Annotated in this window: 13 protein-coding genes; 4 read left to right on the top strand and 9 right to left on the bottom strand. The window is 75.1% G+C overall.

Annotated features, from left to right (window positions below; translation table 11 throughout):
• Positions 1-26 precede the first annotated feature (26 nt).
• The 3 genes from EMA09_RS22660 to EMA09_RS22650 all read right to left on the bottom strand — a co-directional run bounded on the left by EMA09_RS22660 (position 27) and on the right by EMA09_RS22650 (position 4,484).
• Entirely contained in the window at positions 27-1,727 is a 1,701-nt protein-coding gene (locus EMA09_RS22660) for an IucA/IucC family siderophore biosynthesis protein (RefSeq protein ID WP_240796712.1), read from the bottom strand.
• 155 nt (positions 1,728-1,882) lie between these two features.
• The gene (locus EMA09_RS22655; protein WP_240796711.1) at positions 1,883-2,605 is read right to left on the bottom strand and encodes a GNAT family N-acetyltransferase; all 723 of its coding nucleotides are present in this window, start codon (positions 2,603-2,605) and stop codon (positions 1,883-1,885) included.
• Complete coding sequence (locus tag EMA09_RS22650; protein WP_129842821.1) at positions 2,508-4,484, bottom strand: IucA/IucC family protein; 1,977 nt, start codon at positions 4,482-4,484, stop codon at positions 2,508-2,510. The genes EMA09_RS22655 and EMA09_RS22650 overlap by 98 nt, the downstream gene beginning before the upstream one ends.
• A 310-nt stretch (positions 4,485-4,794) precedes the next feature.
• On the opposite strand from EMA09_RS22650, the gene EMA09_RS22645 reads away from it, so the two are divergent.
• Positions 4,795-6,045: a hypothetical protein gene (locus EMA09_RS22645; RefSeq protein WP_129842820.1), complete on the top strand. Its 1,251-nt coding sequence runs from the start codon at positions 4,795-4,797 to the stop codon at positions 6,043-6,045.
• An 80-nt stretch (positions 6,046-6,125) separates the two neighbouring features.
• On the opposite strand, the gene panD is transcribed toward EMA09_RS22645, so the two are convergent.
• The 3 genes from panD to EMA09_RS22630 all read right to left on the bottom strand — a co-directional run bounded on the left by panD (position 6,126) and on the right by EMA09_RS22630 (position 9,719).
• A complete protein-coding gene (panD, locus tag EMA09_RS22640; RefSeq protein ID WP_129842819.1) occupies positions 6,126-6,548 on the bottom strand; it encodes an aspartate 1-decarboxylase in 423 nt (140 codons plus the stop codon).
• A gap of 193 nt (positions 6,549-6,741) precedes the next feature.
• A complete protein-coding gene (locus tag EMA09_RS22635) occupies positions 6,742-8,253 on the bottom strand; it encodes an HtaA domain-containing protein (protein WP_129842818.1) in 1,512 nt (503 codons plus the stop codon).
• Positions 8,250-9,719, bottom strand: a complete 1,470-nt coding sequence (locus EMA09_RS22630; protein WP_129842817.1) for an HtaA domain-containing protein — start codon at positions 9,717-9,719, stop codon at positions 8,250-8,252. The genes EMA09_RS22635 and EMA09_RS22630 overlap by 4 nt, the downstream gene beginning before the upstream one ends.
• 103 nt (positions 9,720-9,822) lie before the next feature.
• On the opposite strand from EMA09_RS22630, the gene EMA09_RS22625 reads away from it, so the two are divergent.
• The 3 genes from EMA09_RS22625 to EMA09_RS22615 are packed head-to-tail and all read left to right on the top strand — an operon-like array spanning position 9,823 to position 12,769.
• Positions 9,823-10,845, top strand: coding sequence for an ABC transporter substrate-binding protein (locus tag EMA09_RS22625; protein ID WP_129842816.1), 1,023 nt, complete (start codon positions 9,823-9,825; stop codon positions 10,843-10,845).
• Positions 10,842-11,903: an iron ABC transporter permease gene (locus EMA09_RS22620; RefSeq protein ID WP_129842815.1), complete on the top strand. Its 1,062-nt coding sequence runs from the start codon at positions 10,842-10,844 to the stop codon at positions 11,901-11,903. The genes EMA09_RS22625 and EMA09_RS22620 overlap by 4 nt, the downstream gene beginning before the upstream one ends.
• Positions 11,900-12,769: a heme ABC transporter ATP-binding protein gene (locus EMA09_RS22615; RefSeq protein WP_129842814.1), complete on the top strand. Its 870-nt coding sequence runs from the start codon at positions 11,900-11,902 to the stop codon at positions 12,767-12,769. The genes EMA09_RS22620 and EMA09_RS22615 overlap by 4 nt, the downstream gene beginning before the upstream one ends.
• Positions 12,770-12,828: 59 nt before the next feature.
• Here EMA09_RS22615 and hflX read toward each other — a convergent pair whose 3' ends face one another.
• The 3 genes from hflX to dapF all read right to left on the bottom strand — a co-directional run bounded on the left by hflX (position 12,829) and on the right by dapF (position 17,805).
• The gene (gene hflX, locus EMA09_RS22610; protein WP_129842813.1) at positions 12,829-14,310 is read right to left on the bottom strand and encodes a GTPase HflX; all 1,482 of its coding nucleotides are present in this window, start codon (positions 14,308-14,310) and stop codon (positions 12,829-12,831) included.
• Between the two features lie 223 nt (positions 14,311-14,533).
• The gene (locus tag EMA09_RS22605) at positions 14,534-16,666 is read right to left on the bottom strand and encodes an HD domain-containing protein (protein WP_129844199.1); all 2,133 of its coding nucleotides are present in this window, start codon (positions 16,664-16,666) and stop codon (positions 14,534-14,536) included.
• 239 nt (positions 16,667-16,905) lie between these two features.
• A complete protein-coding gene (dapF, locus tag EMA09_RS22600; RefSeq protein ID WP_129842812.1) occupies positions 16,906-17,805 on the bottom strand; it encodes a diaminopimelate epimerase in 900 nt (299 codons plus the stop codon).
• Positions 17,806-17,827 lie beyond the last annotated feature (22 nt).

Here is a 17,827-nt window from a genome sequence, read left to right as displayed (position 1 = left end):
TTCCGGCCGTCCCGCCCCGCCGCCGGTCAGGTGCCGTGCAGCGGGTTCGCCACGGCACCGTGCACGGTGGCGTGCGGCCGTTCGGCGCGGTCCCGGTAGCCGTCGTGGTGGAGCCGGTTGCGGTTGAGACAGAGCCGGTCGATGCGGGGCGCGAGCAGGTCGAACGTCCGGAATCGATTCTGCAGCTCGGGGAAGTCCCGGTGGTAGGCCAGGATTTCCGCCCGGACGAGTGACCAGAAATCCGCTTCGGGCACGCCGAGCTGGTCCTCGCACAGCGGCGCCAGGTACCGGAAGACGCCGATGAACAGCCCGCCGTGGATGAACTGCGGCAGGAAGCCGGGCGGCTCCGTCAGCAGGACGTCCCGCACCTGCCGCGGCAGCGCGTCCAGCTCGGGCAGCGGGCGGGCGCTGAGGTTCACGTCGTCCACGAAGTCCTTCACCGCGAGCCGTGCCGGGACCTCCTCCTCGTCGAAGACGACGAGCGTGTTCTCGCCGTGCGGGGAGAACACCGTGCCGTAGCGGTACAGGAAGTGGAGCAGCGGCGGGAGCAGGGCGTGGAAGAGACGCTGGAGCCAGGCGCGCGGCGCGAGCCCCGAGCGGGCGACCAGCTCCGCCGTCAGCGAGCGTCCCGACTGGTCCGTGTACAGGAGGGCGGCGAGGGTGCGCGGACGCTCACCGGGCGCGAGGTAGGGGCCGATCGGTTCGCGCCAGATGCAGCCGAGCAGCTCCCTGTACTGGTAGGGAACGGTCGGCAGGCGGTCGTACAGCGGGTGTTCGACGGTGACGGAGGCCGTCTCGCCGAGGAGGATCGGCCGGGCCTCCTCCGCCAGGAAGACATCGCTGTCGCGCAGGCCGTGCATCCACGCGGTGACGGCCGGCGCGGCGAGGGTGCGGCGGGTGGGCAGGCCCCGGTAGACGAGGGTGTTGAGGACGGAGAGGGGGAGCTTGACCGTGCGGGCGTCGGGGCGGGTGGTGTTGAGGAAGGTGCGGACCGACTGCTGCGGCAGCCGCAGATCCCCGTCGCTGGGGAGCGGGATCAGTGACCCGGCGGCGATCTGCGGGGCGAAGAGCGGGGCGATGGTGTGGTCCCACTGCCAGGGGTGCACCGGGAGCCAGAGGTAGTGCGCGGGGTTGCGGCCGCGCTCGGCGACCGTTTCCGCGAACGCGGCCCGGGTCGCCGCGTGCAGCTCCTGCGAGTAGAGCCGCTCCGGGGTGTCCAGGTCCGGGACGCCCCGGTAGCGCGCCAGGTCGCGGTGGACGGCGAGCCAGGGCAGGGCCACCGGCTCCCGCGCCTCGGGCGCCCAGCGGGCGGCGTCGGCGGCGGAGAAGCCGATGCGTCCCTTGTTGGCGACGAGCCAGGGGTGGCCGGTCTGGTGTCCCTCCAGCCGGGCGTGGTCGAGGTCGGCGAGTTCGGCGGCCGAGGGGGCCGTGGCGGCGAGCCGAACGTCGGCGGCGAGCGTGGCCGTGAGTTCGCGGATCAGGTGGCCGGTCGTGTCACCGGTGAGGCCGAGCAGGCCGTCGTGCGCGGAGGCGACGAACTCCAGCGGGTCCGCGTCGGGTCCGAGGGAGTCCGGATCGACATCCCAGTGGCCGTATGCGCCGCGCCGGGCGCGGAAACGATACGTCATCCCCGAGGCGATGGGCAGCCGATACGTTTCTCCGGGCGGGCCGTCCGGCACCGGCGAGATGATCCCCTCGTAGGCGAACTCGGAGAGCATTTTCGCCATCAGGCGGCGCTTCGCCGCACGCCACAGCTCCGCCTCGCAGTGACGCTGCGGACGCTGCTGGGACGGCAGCGGGACGGACTGCGGAATCGGGTGGGATGCCATGCGGTGGCTCCTTGTCTGTACGGGGGCGGCGTCTGTGCGGTGCGGCGGGCCGGTCAGCGGGTCCTGATCATGAGCGCGGCCCGCTTGCCGGGCAGGTCGAGGTCGGCGGCCCGGCGGAAGCCGGCGGCGCGGAAGGCGGCGAGGGACGGGGCGTTGCGGACGTCGGGCTCGGCGACGACCCGCCCGCACCGGGACCGCCGCGCGAGGACGAGGTCGGCGACACCGCGCAGCAGCGCCGTGCCGACGCCCCGCCCGCGGTCCTCCGCGCCGCCGATCAGCAGGTGGACCCCGGTGTCGTGGGGACGGGCCGCGTAGTGGCGGGCGAGGGGGTCGAGGTCGGCGCGGTAGACCTCCCAATAGCTCATCGGCCGCCCGTCGAGCAGGCCGAGGCACGGGACGCTGTGGCCGTCGGCGCGCTGCGCGGCGAGGTGCGCCGCCGTGCGCGCGGCGGGGCCCGCCAGCTCCCAGAAGGCCGCGACGGCCGGGTCGTTCATCCACCCCGAGAGCAGCGGCAGATCGCGCTCCTCGCACACGGGCCGCAGCAGGAGGCTGCCCGCCGCCGTGCGGACGGGCGGCCAGCGGCGGATCTCGTCGGACGGCCGGCCGGCGGGGGCGTGCCGGTCGCGGGCGGCGTGCATGGCGTACGGCTCCCTCGGTGGCCGGGACCGGCCCGCCGGGTCAGCGGGCGGCCAGCGGATTGGCCACCGCCACGTAGCGGGACTGCCCGTCCACCGGCCCGACGAGCTCGTCGAGGCCGTGCAGCCGGGTGAGGAGATTGGCCTTGCAGCGCAGCGTCCGGCTCTCCAGCAGGTGCCCGACGAGCGGGGACGAGGGGCCGTCGCCGTCGGAGGCCGCCGCGCGCAGGAAGCCGCGGAAGGCGGCGAACAGCAGCTCCTCGTCGGCCAGCCGCTCCGCGCCCATGGCCCCGATGAGGCCGAAGACGTTGTTGATGCCGACGTAGTAGGCGAACCGCTCGTCGGCGACCGCGTCCGCGACGAAGGTGTCCGACCGCTCGCCGAGGCCGGGCAGCCGCCGCCGCAGCTCGGCGCGGCGCGATGCGCGGAAGTAGTAGCCCTGGTTGTCGCGGTAGCGGCCGCCGGCCGGCCAGCCCTGCGCGTCGAGGATGACCAGGGTGTTCTGCTGGTGCGCCTCCAGGGCGACCCCGGCGTGCGCGTCCAGCCAGAGCAGAGGGCGCACGACAGCGTGCAGGTAGCGCAGGAGCCATTCGACGGCGACGGCCCGCCGGCCGCGCCCCGTGCGCTCCGCGAGGGCGTCGACGATGCGCGCCAGCCGGGACCGGAGATGGGTCTCGGGGGCGCCGGGCCAGGGCCGGAGCGCGGTGAGCGCGGCCAGGCAGGAGACGTCGTCCCCGGGGGCGAAGGGATTGTGCCGCACCACGGTGTCGAGGCCGGTGAGCGGACGGCCGTCCGTGTCGTCCACGGCGAGCCACGCCGGGTCGCGCACGATGTCGAACCCCGGCCCGCCGGGGAAGGCCGCACGCCACTGGGCGCCGAGCCCGGAGCGCAGCAGCCGGTGCACCTCGACGCCGCGCAGCAGCTCCTTGCGGAGGTTCTCGCGGCGGGAGTTCGTGATGCGCAGGGCGAGCGACAGCTTGAGCATCGCCGGGGCGCCCGGCCGGTGGACCGTGCGGACGGAGGAGGTCGGGTACCAGTGGGGGCCGCTCTCGCCGAGGTCGTGGAGCAGCCCGGCCGACAGCAGCGCGGCGACGGCGGGCCGGTGCACGATCTCCCTGGCCTGCCAGGGGTGCAGTGGCAGGGGGACGGTGCCGGCCGGCAGGTCGTCGGCCGGTCCGTGGTCCGCGAGGCGCAGGGCGAGCGTCTCCGCCGCGACGGGCGCGCCCCGTTCCGTCCAGGCGGAGTCCGACGCGAGGACGGAACGGTGGACGGCGAACCAGTGCAGCCGGAAGGAGCCGCGCAGCTCGGGCGAGCAGCGCCGGGCGTCGTCGCCGGCCAGGCCCTCGCGGCTCTTCGGGGTGGGGTGCAGGGGGTGACCGAGCAGCACGGACTGCTCGGCCTCCAGGAACGCGTCCCCGTGCGCGGCGGGGCCGGGGGCGGCCCGCCGGTCGGTGAGGAACACGGCGGTGCGGCGGACCGAGTCGGCGACGCGGCCGACCAGGTCGGTCGCCTCGGTGACCGGCGCGTCCGTACCGCCCGCGGGGGCGGACCCGTCCGGTGCGCCGCCGGGTCCGTGCGCCGCCTCGCGGGCGAGGAGGGCGGCGAGCGTCACGGCGTCGAGAGGTGCGGCTCCGGGAGCCGCGCCCTCCGGAACGGCCGGGCCGAACCGGTGCAGCCCGGCGGCGGACCAGTGGCGCACGGGAACGCGCAGCACCGTCCCCGAGGCGCGCAGGGGCAGACGCAGCACGTCGCCCGCGGGGCGGGGGACGGCCGTCTCGCGCACCCAGCAGCGGAGCAGGCTGTCGACGGTGGCGGCGTCGGCGGCGAGCGCGGGATCCGGGTGTTCGAGCGGATCGGCGCCCAGCGGCCAGGACCGGACGGGGCCGGTGCCGGCGCCGGAGGGGGCGGCGTGCCCGCCCTGCCGGGGGACGACCGGCTCGCCGGCCCGGGCGGGTCCGGCGGGCGCCACCGGTCCGCGCGCTCGGCCCGGGGCATGGTCGGGGCGGGAGCGTGCGTTCATCCGTGTCACCTGTCTGCTGGTCCGCTCGTCTGCTGGCCGGCCGGACCGGTCCGCGCGCTCCGTGATGACGGTCGTACCGGCGGCGGTCCTCCATCCGTAGTAACGACGCTCCGTCCCGTTGATCACGGTCCGCGCGGAGATCGTTGCCCGGGCGTCGCACGCGCGCCGCCCGCGCGCCGTGGAACCGGGGACCCGGCTGCGGCCGTCCTCCACGGCACCGGCATAGTTGGGGCGATCCCCGCGACGACCGCCACGACTCCGGGCGCAGTCCGAGCGTTATGTGAACCAGTGATCCAGGGGGAAAGCACCCATGTCATCGATACGCAGGCGATCGCGCCGCCGTGCCGCTGTGGCGGCCGCTGCGGTGGCCGCGTGCCTCGCGCTCACCGCCACCGCCTGCAACGGCGACGACGCGGAGAACGAGGCCGACGGACCGACCGAGCAGACCGAGACCGACGATTCGGGTTCCGGCGGCTCCGCGGGCTCGGACGAGAGCCTCCAGGACCTGATCGACAGCCTGCCGTTCGACTTCGACATCGACGCCTGGCGCGACGGCGGCTGGGCCGACTGGGACCCCGACACCTGGATGCGGGACATCGGCGACTTCGTGAACCCGATCATCGAGGGTCTGTGGGACACGGACCGCATGGGTGACGCGGAGGACCCGAGCCAGTCCATCGACGACGGGCAGATCGAGGAGGACCAGACCCCGTCGACGCCCGACGAGGGCGACCCGCGCGGCGACCGGGGCATCACCGACCCCGAGCCGGCGCCGGTCCAGGCCGAGGCGGTGGCGACCCCCTACACCGAGAACGGCGCGCCCATCGGCAAGGTCTTCTTCGACAGCCCCGAGGGTCCGATGGTGTGCTCCGGCACGGTCGTCCAGGACCCGGCGCACCCCGGCAAGTCGAACCTCGTGGCGACGGCCGGCCACTGCGTGCACGCGGGCGTCGGCGGCGGCTGGTACCGCAACATCAGCTTCGTCCCGGCGTACAACAACAACGGTTACGCCGCGGCCGACGTGGACTCGGGCGCCGTGCCGTTCGAGGAGGTCGCCCCGTACGGCGTCTTCTGGGCCGACTACGTGTCGACGACGCAGTACTGGATCGACCACGGCACGGCCACCGGCGGCGACGGCTCGCACGGTGACTTCGCCGTCCTGTCCGTCGCGCCCGAGGGCGGCAGCGGCCTGTCGCTGGAGGAGACGGTGGGCGCCGCGGTCCCGGTGAACTTCGACGCGCCCGCCGTCGCCGGCCTCGGCACGGTGACGCTCTACGGCTTCCCGGCCGCCGCCCCGTACGACGGCGCGCTGATGTACCGCTGCGTCGGGGACCCGGGCCGGCTGTCGATCGACGCGTCGATGCCCGTCATGTACTGGGTCGGCTGCACGATGACCGGCGGCTCCTCCGGCGGCCCGTGGCTGCGGACCGGCGAGAACGGCGAGGCCGAGCTGGTGTCCGTCAACTCCATCGGCCCGCTGGAGAGCACCTGGCTGGCCGGCCCGCGCCTCGACACGGAGGCGCAGGGCGTCCTGGAGCACGTGAGCGCGCAGGACGGCTGATCCCGGAAACCGCGTGAAGGCCCGGCACCCCGCTCGTGGGAGGGGTGCCGGGCCTTCGGCGTCGGCGGGGTGCCGGCCGGTCAGCTCCGGGGTACGGCGAACGGGCCGCGCACGGTGTCCCCGCCCGGGACCGGTTCGGACGGGTCGTCGCCGAGCCGCACGACGCGGTTGGCCCCGTCGACGTGGACGACGGTCGGGACGAGGCTGCGCGCCTCGGCGTCGTCGACCTGGGCGTAGCTGATGAGGATCACGAGGTGACCCGGCTGGACGAGGTGGGCCGCGGCACCGTTGATCCCGATGACGCCCGAGCCGCGGGCGCCCTCGATGACGTAGGTCTCCAGGCGGTTGCCGTTGTCTATGTCCACGATGTGGACCAGCTCGCCGGGCAGCAGATCGGCCGCGTCCATGAGGTCGGCGTCCACGGTCACCGACCCGACGTAATGCAGGTCGGACTCGGTGACCGTCGCGCGGTGGATCTTCGACTTGAACATCGTTCGCATCATGGAGGTACTCCGGGATCGAGGCTCCCTGCCCGCGATCACGCAGGTCAAGGGCGATATCCATACCCTACAACGGGTGGTGGGCCGGCCGGGGTGCCCGCTCCCCCGCTCCCGGGTGGCCCGGGGGCGGGGGGACGGGCTTCCGTCCGGGACGTCGATCCCAGCGTACGCAACGGCCCGTGGCGGGGGCAGGCCGTCAGGAGGCGGCGCCGCGGCGGCGGGCCGCCGTGCGGTGCAGGGCCGTGCCGGCGATGACCAGGGCCGCCGCCGCGCCGACCGCACCGGCGGTGCCGATGCCCGCGCCGGTCTCGGCCAGGACGCCGCCGGTCGCGCCGCCGCGCGGGGTGGTCGTGCCGCCGGCGGGGAGCAGGTCGTCGGTGCCCTGGCCGGTGCCGGCACCGTCGCCGAGGTCGGCGCCCTCGTCGAGGGCGATCGCGACGGTGACCGGGTCGAGTGCGGTGCCGGCCGGGTACATGGGGGTGCCGTTGTACTCGAAGACGTCGGCTCCCTCGTCGGTCAGCGTCGCGGGCAGCGCGTCCAGGGTGAGGACGTCACCGCCCGCCGTCAGCGCGTCCGCCGGCACGTCGAGTTCGGCGACGGCGAGGTCGTCGTACTCGGTCAGCTCGCCGGTCGCCGAGTCCCTGGCGGTGACGTCGGCGATCAGTTCGCCCCCGGTGCCGTCGATGCTGACGGCCAGGTCGGCGAAGGTCAGGTCGAGCACCCCGTCGTGGCCGGTGAAGCGGACGCTGCCGTCGAAGGCGGCGTCGAGGGACGGTGCGCCGGAGTCGAGGCTCCCGGTGCCGCCGGGGAAGCGGTAGCCGGCCGAGGTGCTGGTGGCGCCGCCGGCGAGTTCGACGTCGCCGCTCGCGATCGGGCCGGTGATGTAGGTGCGGAACGACTCCTTCACGCCCCAGTCGAGCGTGCCGTCGTGGACGGTGCCGGACGGCCCGGGGGCGGCGGGGTCCGCCGGGTCGGCGGGATCGGCGGGATCGGTCGGTTCCGACGGGTCCGTGGGCTCGCCCGGGTCCGTCGGCTCAGCGGGAGCGGTCGGCTCGCCCGGGTCCTCCGGGTCCTCCGGGTCCTCGGTCGCCCCCGGGGTGACGGTCAGCGTCGCCGGGTCGAGGGCCGTGCCCTCCGGGTACATCGCGTGCCCGTTGTACTCGAACGCCTCCGCGCCGCCGGCCGTCAGCGTCGCCGGGATGTCCGCGAACACCATGGCCCCGTCCGCGCCCTGCCCGGGCGAGACGGCCGACAGGTCGAGCGCGGCGAACTCAACGTCCTGCGTGGTGGTGCCGGCGACCGTCACATCGGCCGTGATCACCCCGCTGGTGCCCTCGGTGACGACGTGCAGGTCGGCCAGGGCGAGGTCGAGGGCGCCCTCGTGCCCCTCGAAGCGGACGCCGCCGGCGAAGGCGGTGGACACGCCGTGGGTCGACAGGTCGTACGAGCCGGTGCCGCCGGTGAACCGGAAGGCGCCGCTGTCCGTCGTCCCGGCCCCGCCGCTCAGGGTGATCGAGCCGCCCGCGATCGGGCCGGTGATGTAGGTGCGGAACGACTGCTTGACGCCCCAGTCGAGCGTGCCGGCGGTCAGCGGGATGGTCCCGGAGGGCGCGCCCCCGTCGTCGGCCACGGCGGGGCCGGCCAGAGCGGTGACGCCCAGGACTGTCGCCGTGGCTGTGGCGAGCAGCAGCGATCTCTTCGTGGTCATGACGGATCCGTCTCCTCGGGTGTGTGGGTGTGCGCGCCGGCCGCGCGGCGTGCGCGGCGTACGCGGTGGGCCACGACCGCGGCGGCGGCGAGAACGGCCGCCGTGCCGGTCGCGGCGATGAGGGCGATGGTCGGTGTGCCCGCGTCCCCGTCACCGCCGGTCGCGGCGGCGGTGGCTGACGGTTCGGGCGTGGTGCCGGCGGGTTCCGGTGTCTGGGCGTCGGCCGGTTCACTGCCCAGGTCGGGGAGCGCGGGCAGCGCGGCGTCCTCGTCGAGCGGAATGGCCAGGGTGACGGGATCCATCTCCGTGCCGGGGGCGTACAGACCGCCGAAGGCGTCCGCGCCTTCCTCGGTGAGACCGGCCGGCACTTCGGACAGGAGGATCAGTCCGTCGTCGGGGGCCAGGTCGGCGCTGTCGGCGGGGAAGGTCACCAGCGGGACGCCGGACAGTTCCTCCGCACCGGTCGTCACGTCGGCGGACAGCGTTCCGGTGCCGTCCGCGATCGCGACGGTCACGGAGCTGATCGTGAGGTCGAGGTCCGTGCCGGTGAAGCGGACGGCGCCGGTGAAGGCGGCCCGGACCGTCCCGCCGCCGGGGTCGGCCGTGCCCTCGCCCGCCGTGAAGCGGAAGAGCGCGCCGCCGTCCAGCGCGCCGTCACCGACCGTCCAGGAGCCCTGGGCGATGTCGCCGCCGACGTACTCGCGGAAGGTGCGGCGTACGCCCCAGTCGACGGCGGCGCCGGAGAAGTCACCGGCCCCGCCGGTGTCCCGGTCCTCGTCCGGCTCCGCGTCGCCGCTCCCGTCCGGGGCCTCGGTAGCCGTCGGCCGCTCCTCCTCGGCGGCCGTCGAGTCCGCGCTGAGCGTCACCGGGTCGAGCGGATCGCCCGCCGCGTAGTAGCCGGCGAACGCGGCCGCGCCCTCGTCCGTGAGCGTCGCCGGTATGCCGGCGACGGCGAGGCCGGTGCCGCCGCGCAGTTCGACCCCGGTCAGGTCGAGGGCGGCGAGGGGCACCTGGCTGCGTTCACTGACCGTCCCGGTCTCGCGGTCCTTGCTGCGCATGTCGGCGGAGAGCGTCCCTGAGGAACCGGACACCGACACGGAGGGGTTGGCGATCGTGAGGTCGAGGGCGAAGTCGCCGTTCCCGTCCTGATGGCCGGTGAACCGCACGCTCCCGCGGTACGCGGCCGTGAAGGAGCCGCTGTCGGGGTCGTAGGAACCCTGCGCCGAGTGGAAGCGGAACTGGCTCTCGCCCACGGTCGCCGCACCGTCGCCCAGGCTCCAACCGCCGTTCGCGACGGGGCCGGTGACATAGGTCTGGAACGAGGCCCGGATGCCCCAGTCGAGCCGCCCGCCGGTGATGTCGCGCTCGGCCGCCCGTGCCGTGCCCGCGAACAGGACGGTCAGCAGCGGCAGGCACAGCAGGACGAGGCACAGGGCGGGGTGCGTCCGGGTACGTCTGAGGAGCATCGGGGGTCCCTCCCGGTCAGCAAAGTAAGGTTAGGCTAACCTAAGATTTGCATAAGTCGAACCGGGGACCGGCCGACCGGGACGGATGAGAGGTGCGGGACATATGAGGCGCCACACACGGGCAACCCTGTGCGGACTACTGCTCCTCGGGCTGCTGTCGCTCGCCGGCTGCGGCGGCGGAGACACCACCGGAAGTACGACTGACGCCGAATCGACGGCAGTTGAGGGCGCCGACCGCGTCGAACCCCTCGACGGCCCCCCGCCGGCACCCGAGTTGCCGGTCACCGTGCCCTCCGCCGACGGGGACGGCACCGAGGTCACCGTCGAGGCGGCCGACCGCATCGTCCCGCTCTCCGGCTCCCTGTCCGAGATCGTGTTCACGCTCGGCCTCGGCGACCGCGTCGTGGCCAGGGACGTCACCGCCACCTTCGAACAGGCCGCCGACCTCCCCGTGGTCACCCGGGGCCATGACGTCTCCGCCGAGGGCGTGCTGTCCCTCCACCCCGACGTGGTGCTCGCCGAGAGCACCACGGGTCCCGACGAGGCCATCGACCGGATCAGGGACGCCGGTGTACCCCTCATCGTGTTCGACGCGGCGCTCGGCCTGGAGGACGTCACCCCGCGCATCACCGCCGTCGCGGCGGCGCTCGGCGTACCCGGCGCCGGAGCCGAGCTGACCGGGCGGACCACCGAACGGATCGACGCCGTCCGCGCCGGCCTCCCGGACGAGGGGGACCGGCCGCGCGTCGCCTTCCTCTACCTCCGCGGCACCGCGTCCGTCTACCTGCTCGGCGGGGCGGAATCGGGCGCCGTCTCGCTGATCGAGGCCGCAGGCGGGGTGGACGCCGGCAGCGAGTCCGGGCTGGAGAAGGACTTCACCCCGCTCACCAGCGAGGCACTGGCCGCCGCGGCCCCCGACGTCATCCTCGTGATGACCAAGGGCCTCGACTCCGTCGGCGGGGTCGACGGGCTCCTCCGGATCCCCGGCGTCGCCCAGACCCCGGCCGGCATGGACCGCCGCATCGCCTCCATCGAGGACGGCATGCTCCTCAACTACGGCCCCCGCACCGACGAGGTGCTCGCCTCGCTCGCCGAGCAGATCCACGCCGGGAGCCAGGACGGATGAGCGCCCTCCCCGTCCAGCGGCGGACCGGCGGGGCCGCCCGCAGACCCGTGCTCCTCGCCTCGCTCATCGCCGCCGTGGCGGCACTCGCGCTCCTGTCCGTGTCCATCGGCGCCTACGACATCCCGGTGCCCGACGTCCTCGCCTCGGTCGGGCACCGGCTGGGGATCGGCGGCCGGCCACTGGACCGCGTGGGCGAGAGCGTGCTGTGGGACGTCCGCATGCCGCGCGTCGTCCTGGCACTGCTGGTCGGCGCGTCCCTCGGCTGCGCCGGCGCCCTGACGCAGGGGGTGTTCGGCAATCCGCTGGCCGAACCGGCCGTCATCGGCGTCTCACCGGGCGCGGCCGTGGGCGCCGTCGTCGCCATCGCGTTCGACGTGCACGTCTTCGGCACCTGGACGGTCACCGTCCTCGCCTTCCTCACCGGGCTCGCCACCGTCGCCCTGGTCTACGCCCTGGCCCGCTCCGGCGGCCGGACCGAGGTCGTCACGCTGATCCTCACCGGCATCGCCGTCAACGCCTTCGCCATGGCGCTGATCGGCCTGGCGATCTTCTTCGCCGACAACGCGCAGATCACCCAGATCACCTTCTGGCAGCTCGGCTCGCTCTCCCAGGCGACCTGGCCGAAGGTGCTCGCCGTCCTGCCGTGCGCCGCCGCCGGGCTGATGGTCGCGCCCCTGTACGCCCGCCGGCTCGACCTGCTCGCCCTCGGTGAGCGGCCCGCGCGCCACCTGGGGGTGGACGTGGAGCGGCTGCGGCTCGTCCTCGTGCTCGTCATCGCGCTGCTCACCGCCGCGGCGGTCGCCGTGGCCGGCGTCATCGGCTTCGTCGGTCTCGTCGTACCGCACCTGCTGCGGATGGCGGCCGGCCCGGGACACCGTTTCCTGCTGCCCGCGTCGGCGGCGGGCGGCGCGGCGCTGCTGCTGGCGGCCGACCTGTTCGCCCGCACCGCGGCGCAGCCCGCCGAACTGCCCCTCGGCGTCCTGACCGCGCTGATCGGCAGCCCGTTCTTCTTCTGGCTGCTGCGCAGGACCCGCGACCGGCAGGGAGGCTGGGCATGAACCGCAGGTGGTTCGGCGGCCGGCGCGTCACCGTCCCGGGGCCGCCGGCCCCGGGCGAGGCGCTGGCCGAGGTGCGGGACGTCGTGCTCGGGCTCGGCGGGCGGCCCGTGCTGAACGGCGTCGCGCTCACCGTGCGCGCGGGCGAGGTCCTCGCGCTCGTCGGCCCCAACGGCGCGGGGAAGTCCACGCTGCTGTCCGTGCTGGCCGCCGACCTGGCGGCCGCGAGCGGCTCGGTACGGGTCGCGGGCCGCCCGGCGGACGACTGGTCCGCAGGCGACCTGGCGCTGCGGCGCGCCGTCCTGCCGCAGTCCGCCGCCCTGTCCTTCCCGTTCACCGCCGCCGAGGTCGTCCGGATGGGCCGGGCACCCTGGGCCGGCACGGCCGCCGCCGCCGAGGACGACGACGCCGTCGCCCGGGCCATGGCGGACACCGGCACGGCCGAGTTCGCCGACCGGCCCTACCCGGCCCTGTCCGGCGGCGAACGCGCCCGGGTCGCGCTGGCGCGCGTCCTCGCGCAGCGCGCGCCCCTCGTACTCCTCGACGAGCCGACCGCCGCGCTCGACCTGCGGCACCAGGAACTGGTCCTGCGGGTGTGCCGGTCCGAGGCGCTGGCGGGCCGCGGCGTCGCCGTCGTGCTGCACGACCTGGCGCTCGCCGCCGCCCACGCGGACCGGGTCGCCGTCCTGGACGGTGGCCGGATCGCGGCCGACGGGCCGCCCGCCGAAATCTTCACCGGGGAGCTGCTGAGCCGGGTCTACCGGCACCCCGTGGACGTGCTGCCGCACCCGGTCACGGGCGCGCCACTCGTCCTGCCGCGCCGCCCCGGGCCGGGGGCCACGGAGACGGACGGCCCTCCCCACGGGTGAACCCGCGCATACGACGGCGCCCCCGCACCGGAGTGGTGCGGGGGCGCGGACGCCGGGTCTCAGCCGTGCGCAGCCGGCACGTACGGCGCGAGGGAGGCGGCCAGGTCCTCGTGGACACGGGCCGTCAGCAGCGTGCCGCGGTCGGTGTGCTCCTCGGAGAGCACCTCGCCCTCGGCGTGCACCCGCGAGACGAGGGTGCCCTCCGTGTACGGCACGAGCGCGGTCACCTCGACGCCGGGGCGCGGCAGCTCCGCGTCGATGCGCTCCAGCAGCTCGGCGATGCCCTCGCCGGTGTGCGCCGAGACGGCGACGGCGCGCTTCTCCGCGCGCAGCAGACGCTGGAGCGTCAGCTCGTCGGCGACATCGGCCTTGTTGACGACGATGATCTCCGGCACCTCGCGTGCGCCCACCTCACGGATGACCTCGCGCACGGCCGCGATCTGCTCCTCCGGCACCGGGTGCGACCCGTCCACGACGTGCAGGACGAGATCGGCGTCACCGACCTCCTCCATCGTGGAGCGGAACGCCTCCACCAGGTCGTGCGGCAGGTGCCGGACGAAACCGACGGTGTCGGTCAGGGTGTACGCCCGGCCGCTCGGCGTCTCGGCCCTGCGGACGGTCGGGTCGAGCGTGGCGAACAGCGCGTTCTCCACGAGGACGCCCGCGCCGGTGAGCTGGTTCAGCAGGGAGGACTTGCCCGCGTTGGTGTAGCCGGCGATCGCGACGGACGGCACCCTGTTGCGCTTGCGCTCCTGCCGCTTCACCTCGCGGCCGGTCCGCATCTCCGCGATCTCACGGCGCATCTTCGCCATCTTCTCGCGGATGCGCCGCCGGTCCGTCTCGATCTTGGTCTCACCGGGACCACGGGTCGCCATGCCGCCGCCACCGCTGGAACCGCCGCCGCCCATCTGCCGGGACAGCGACTGACCCCAGCCGCGCAGCCTCGGCAGCATGTACTGCATCTGCGCGAGGGACACCTGCGCCTTGCCCTCGCGGGACTTGGCGTGCTGGGCGAAGATGTCGAGGATCAGGGCGGTGCGGTCGACCACCTTGACCTTGACGACATCCTCCAGGTGGATGAGCTGGCCCGGGCTCAGCTCACCGTCGCACACGACGGTGTCGGCGCCCGTCTCCACGACGAGGTCCCGCAGCTCCTGGGCCTTGCCGGAGCCGATGTACGTGGCCGGGTCGGGGCGGTCGCGGCGCTGGATCACGCCGTCGAGCACCAGCGCGCCCGCCGTCTCGGCGAGCGCGGCCAGCTCGGCCAGGGAGTTGTCCGCGTCACGGGCGGTGCCCGACGTCCACACGCCGACGAGCACGACACGCTCGAGGCGGAGCTGCCGGTACTCGACCTCGGTGACGTCCTGGAGCTCGGTGGACAGCCCGGCCACGCGGCGCAGCGCCGCGCGCTCCTCGCGGTCGAACTGCTCGCCGTCCCGCGCCTCGTTGTCGGTCCAGGCGGCGTCCTCATCCATCAGGGCGTCGGCCCGGCGGTCCGCGGTGCGGCGCTGGTGGTCCTGAGGAAGGGAAGAGAAGGTCAATGCGATCCTTTGCGTCGGAGTCGGCCGGCGGGTTCCTCCACCGGCGGTGCGGCTGCCTTGACAACGCCCGGGCGCCGCGGAAGATTCCGCGGGCCGCGCTCGCCGTCCCGTGCCGGGTCCCCGCCGTCGGTATCGCGGAAACCGTCCACCATGCTCGCACGGCCCCACCGCGCCGTCACCCCGTTAACGGACGCGCCGCTCCCCGTGCCCCGCGGAAGGCGCGTCAGCGGGCGTGCGCGGCGCGCGACACGTCGTACACGCCGGGGACGCTCCGCATCGCCCGCATGAGGCGGGGCAGCCCCGAGGCGTCGGGGAGCCGCAGGGTGTAGGTGTGCCGGACGCGCTGCTGGCGCGGCGGCTCGACCTCCGCCTGCAGGACGGCCGCGCCGTGGGACGCCATGGTCTCGGTGAGGTCCGCGAGCAGCTCGGGGCGGCCCAGGGCCTCGGCACGGAGGGTGACGCGGCAGCCGACCGATCCGGACCGCCAGGTGACGACCAGGGCGGCCCGGCCGGCACCGGTCATGCGGCCGGCCTCGGGACAGCCGTCCCGGTGGACGGCGACGGCGCCGCCGCGCACCCGGAAGCCGACCGCGCGGTCGGGCGGGACCGGCGTGCAGCAGCGGGCGAGGCGCACGGGGACACCGGGGGCGCCTGAGACCTCGGCGGCCGGCTCCCCGGACCGTCCCTCCGCCGGCTCGCCGACCTGCGGGGCGGGCGGCGGCTCCGGCCCGTCCACGGGCTCGGGGAGGTCGCCGGGCGGGACGGGCCGGTCCGTCAGCCACCGCTGGATCGCGATGCGGGCGGCCGGGGTGGTCGCGTGGCCGAGCCACTCGGGCGAGGGACCCGAGCTCCCGCCCGGCGCGAGCAGGAGCCGTACGGCGTCACCGTCGGTGAGGACCGTGCCGAGGCCGGTGAGCCTGCCGTTCACCCGGGCGCCGACGCAGCCGTGCGCGGCGTCCCCGTGCCGGGCGTAGGCGGCGTCGAGACAGGTGGCGCCGGCCGGGAGCTGGAGCGGCCCCAGATCGGCGGACTCGGCGAAGACGGTGATCTCGCGGTCGCGGGCCAGCTCCTCGCGCAGCGCCGTCCAGAAGGTGTCGGGGTCGGTGGCCTGGCGCTGCCACTCCAGGAGCCGCGACAGCCAGCCGGGGCGGGTCGGGTCGGCGCGCTCGCCGTCCTCCGGGGCCGGCACGCCCGCCGGGGCGGCGTCCTGCTCGGCGGGCCGGTGGGGATCGCCCAGGGCGACGACCCCGGCCTCGGCGACCCGGTGCATGCGGTGGGTGCGGACGAGGACCTCGGCGGCATGGCCCGAGGCGTCGGCGACGGCGGTGTGGAGCGACTGGTACAGGTTGAACTTGGGGGCGGCGACGAAGTCCTTGAACTCGGCGACGAGCGGGGTGAAACAGGTGTGCAGCTCCCCCAGGACCGCGTAGCAGTCGGCGTCCTCCGCGACGAGGATCAGCAGCCGGCCGAAGTCGTACGGCCCGGGCTCACCGCGTTTCAGCCGCACACGGTGCACGGAGAACAGATGCCTCGGCCTGATCACGACCTCGGCGGCGATCCCCGCGTCGCGCAGCACCTGCCGTACGGACTCGGCGACGCCGGCCAGCGGCTCGGGGCGGGTCGCGTGATCGCGCACGAGCCGCTCGGCGCGCGCGTGGTCCTCGGGGTGGAGGACGGCGAAGACGAGGTCCTCCAGCTCGGTCTTCACCGTCTGGACGCCGAGCCGCTCCGCGAGCGGGATGAGCACGTCGCGGGTGACCCGGGCGATCCGCGCCTGCTTCTCGGGCCGCATGACGCCGAGCGTGCGCATGTTGTGCAGCCGGTCGGCGAGCTTGATCGACATGACCCGGACGTCGCTGCCGGTGGCGACGAGCATCTTGCGGAACGTCTCGGGCTCGGCCGCGGCGCCGTGGTCGACCTTCTCCAGCTTCGTGACGCCGTCCACGAGGTGGGCGACCTCCTCGCCGAAGGCGGCGCGGACCTGCGGCAGCGTGACCTCGGTGTCCTCCACGGTGTCGTGCAGGAGGGAGGCGGTCAGGGTGATCGTCTCGGCGCCCAGCTCGGCGAGGATGAGGGTGACGGCGAGCGGGTGCGTGATGTACGGCTCGCCGCTCTTGCGGTACTGGCCGCGGTGGGCCGACTCGGCGAGCAGGTAGGCGCGCGACAGGAGCGCCAGGTCGGCGCCGGGATGGTGGCGCCGGTGGGCCTGGGCGACGTGCTCCAGGGCGTCGGGGAGGCGGTGCTGCCGGTCGGCGGTGCCGAAGACGGCGGCGCGGCCGAGGCGGCGCAGCCGCAGGACGTCCCTCAGTGTCTCCCTGCGGCTCCCCCGGGCGGCGCGGGCGGCGCCGCTGGACATCCCGCCGGTCGTGGTGGCCTCTGCGCTCATGGGATGGGCACCTCCGCGGTCGAGTGACCGGACCGCGGCTCGTCCTCCGTGATCCCCGTGACCCGTGATCCCGCTGCGGCGCCGGTGCTTGATGCTACCGAGCCGCGCGGCCGGCCCGGACACCGGCCGTCCCGGATCACCCGCCCGAGTGACGAATGTCCGGGAAACATGACCGAAAGACGCGTGTCACGCGGCGTCGTCCCGGACGGTCAGGCGGACGGGGGCGCGAGCAGCGCGGGGTCGATGACGCCCTCGGCCACGATCACGGCCGGGCCGGCGAGCAGGACCGTGCCGTCCTCGGTCTCGGTGACGCGCAGGGTGCCGCCCGGGACGTCCACGGTGTACGTGACGGGCCGGCCGTCGCGCACCGGGTCCAGGCCGTCCCGGCGGGCCGCGGCGACCATGACGGCGCAGGCGCCCGTGCCGCAGGAGCGGGTCTCCCCCGAGCCGCGCTCGTGCACCCGCAGCGCGACGTGCCGGGGGCCGCGGTCGACGACGAACTCGACGTTCGTCCCGCGCGGGTACGCGGTGGCGGGACCGACCGCCGGGGCGTCCAGGAGACGGCCGGCGTCGGCCAGCCGCTCGACGAACGCGACGGCGTGCGGGTTTCCCATGTCGACGTGGCGCGCGGGCCACTCGCGGCCGTCGACCGTCACCGTGACGGAGGGGTCGGGGCCGGCCGGCAGCACGGCCGTGCCCATGTCCACCTCGACGGTGCCGCCGTCCTCCGGGCCGGTGAACCGCACCCGCTTCACGCCGGCGCGGGTCGCGACGGCCGTCCCGTCGCCCTTCACCAGGCCGGCGCGGCGCAGGTGGCGGGCGAAGACGCGCACGCCGTTGCCGCACATCTCGGCGATGCTGCCGTCCGCGTTGCGGTAGTCCATGAACCACTCGGCGCGGTCGGCCATGCCGCGCGCCTCCGGGTCGGCCGCCGAGCGCACCACGCGCAGCAGGCCGTCGCCGCCGATGCCGGCGCGCCGGTCGCACAACCGCGCGACCGTGGCGGCGTCGAGCGCGAGCCGGCCCTCGGGATCGGGGATGATCACGAAGTCGTTCTCGGTGCCGTGGCCCTTGAGGAAGGTGACGGGCTGCGCTGGTGCGGTGCTCACGCGTCGATCGTAACGGGGTGGC

This window comes from Streptomyces sp. RFCAC02 (assembly GCF_004193175.1).
In the GTDB taxonomy this organism is placed as follows: domain Bacteria; phylum Actinomycetota; class Actinomycetes; order Streptomycetales; family Streptomycetaceae; genus Streptomyces.
Note: the sequence above shows the minus strand (reverse complement) of the source record. Positions and strands in the feature narration are given on the sequence as shown.

Coding starts and splice junctions, on each gene's coding strand:
- EMA09_RS22660 (WP_240796712.1), bottom strand. CDS start 1,727: ATGGCGAAAATGCTCTCCGAGTTCGCCTACGAGGGGATCATCTCGCCG.
- EMA09_RS22650 (WP_129842821.1), bottom strand. CDS start 4,484: ATGAACGCACGCTCCCGCCCCGACCATGCCCCGGGCCGAGCGCGCGGA.
- EMA09_RS22645 (WP_129842820.1), top strand. CDS start 4,795: ATGTCATCGATACGCAGGCGATCGCGCCGCCGTGCCGCTGTGGCGGCC.
- panD (WP_129842819.1), bottom strand. CDS start 6,548: ATGATGCGAACGATGTTCAAGTCGAAGATCCACCGCGCGACGGTCACC.
- EMA09_RS22635 (WP_129842818.1), bottom strand. CDS start 8,253: ATGACCACGAAGAGATCGCTGCTGCTCGCCACAGCCACGGCGACAGTC.
- EMA09_RS22630 (WP_129842817.1), bottom strand. CDS start 9,719: ATGCTCCTCAGACGTACCCGGACGCACCCCGCCCTGTGCCTCGTCCTG.
- EMA09_RS22625 (WP_129842816.1), top strand. CDS start 9,823: ATGAGGCGCCACACACGGGCAACCCTGTGCGGACTACTGCTCCTCGGG.
- EMA09_RS22620 (WP_129842815.1), top strand. CDS start 10,842: ATGAGCGCCCTCCCCGTCCAGCGGCGGACCGGCGGGGCCGCCCGCAGA.
- EMA09_RS22615 (WP_129842814.1), top strand. CDS start 11,900: ATGAACCGCAGGTGGTTCGGCGGCCGGCGCGTCACCGTCCCGGGGCCG.
- EMA09_RS22605 (WP_129844199.1), bottom strand. CDS start 16,666: ATGTCCAGCGGCGCCGCCCGCGCCGCCCGGGGGAGCCGCAGGGAGACA.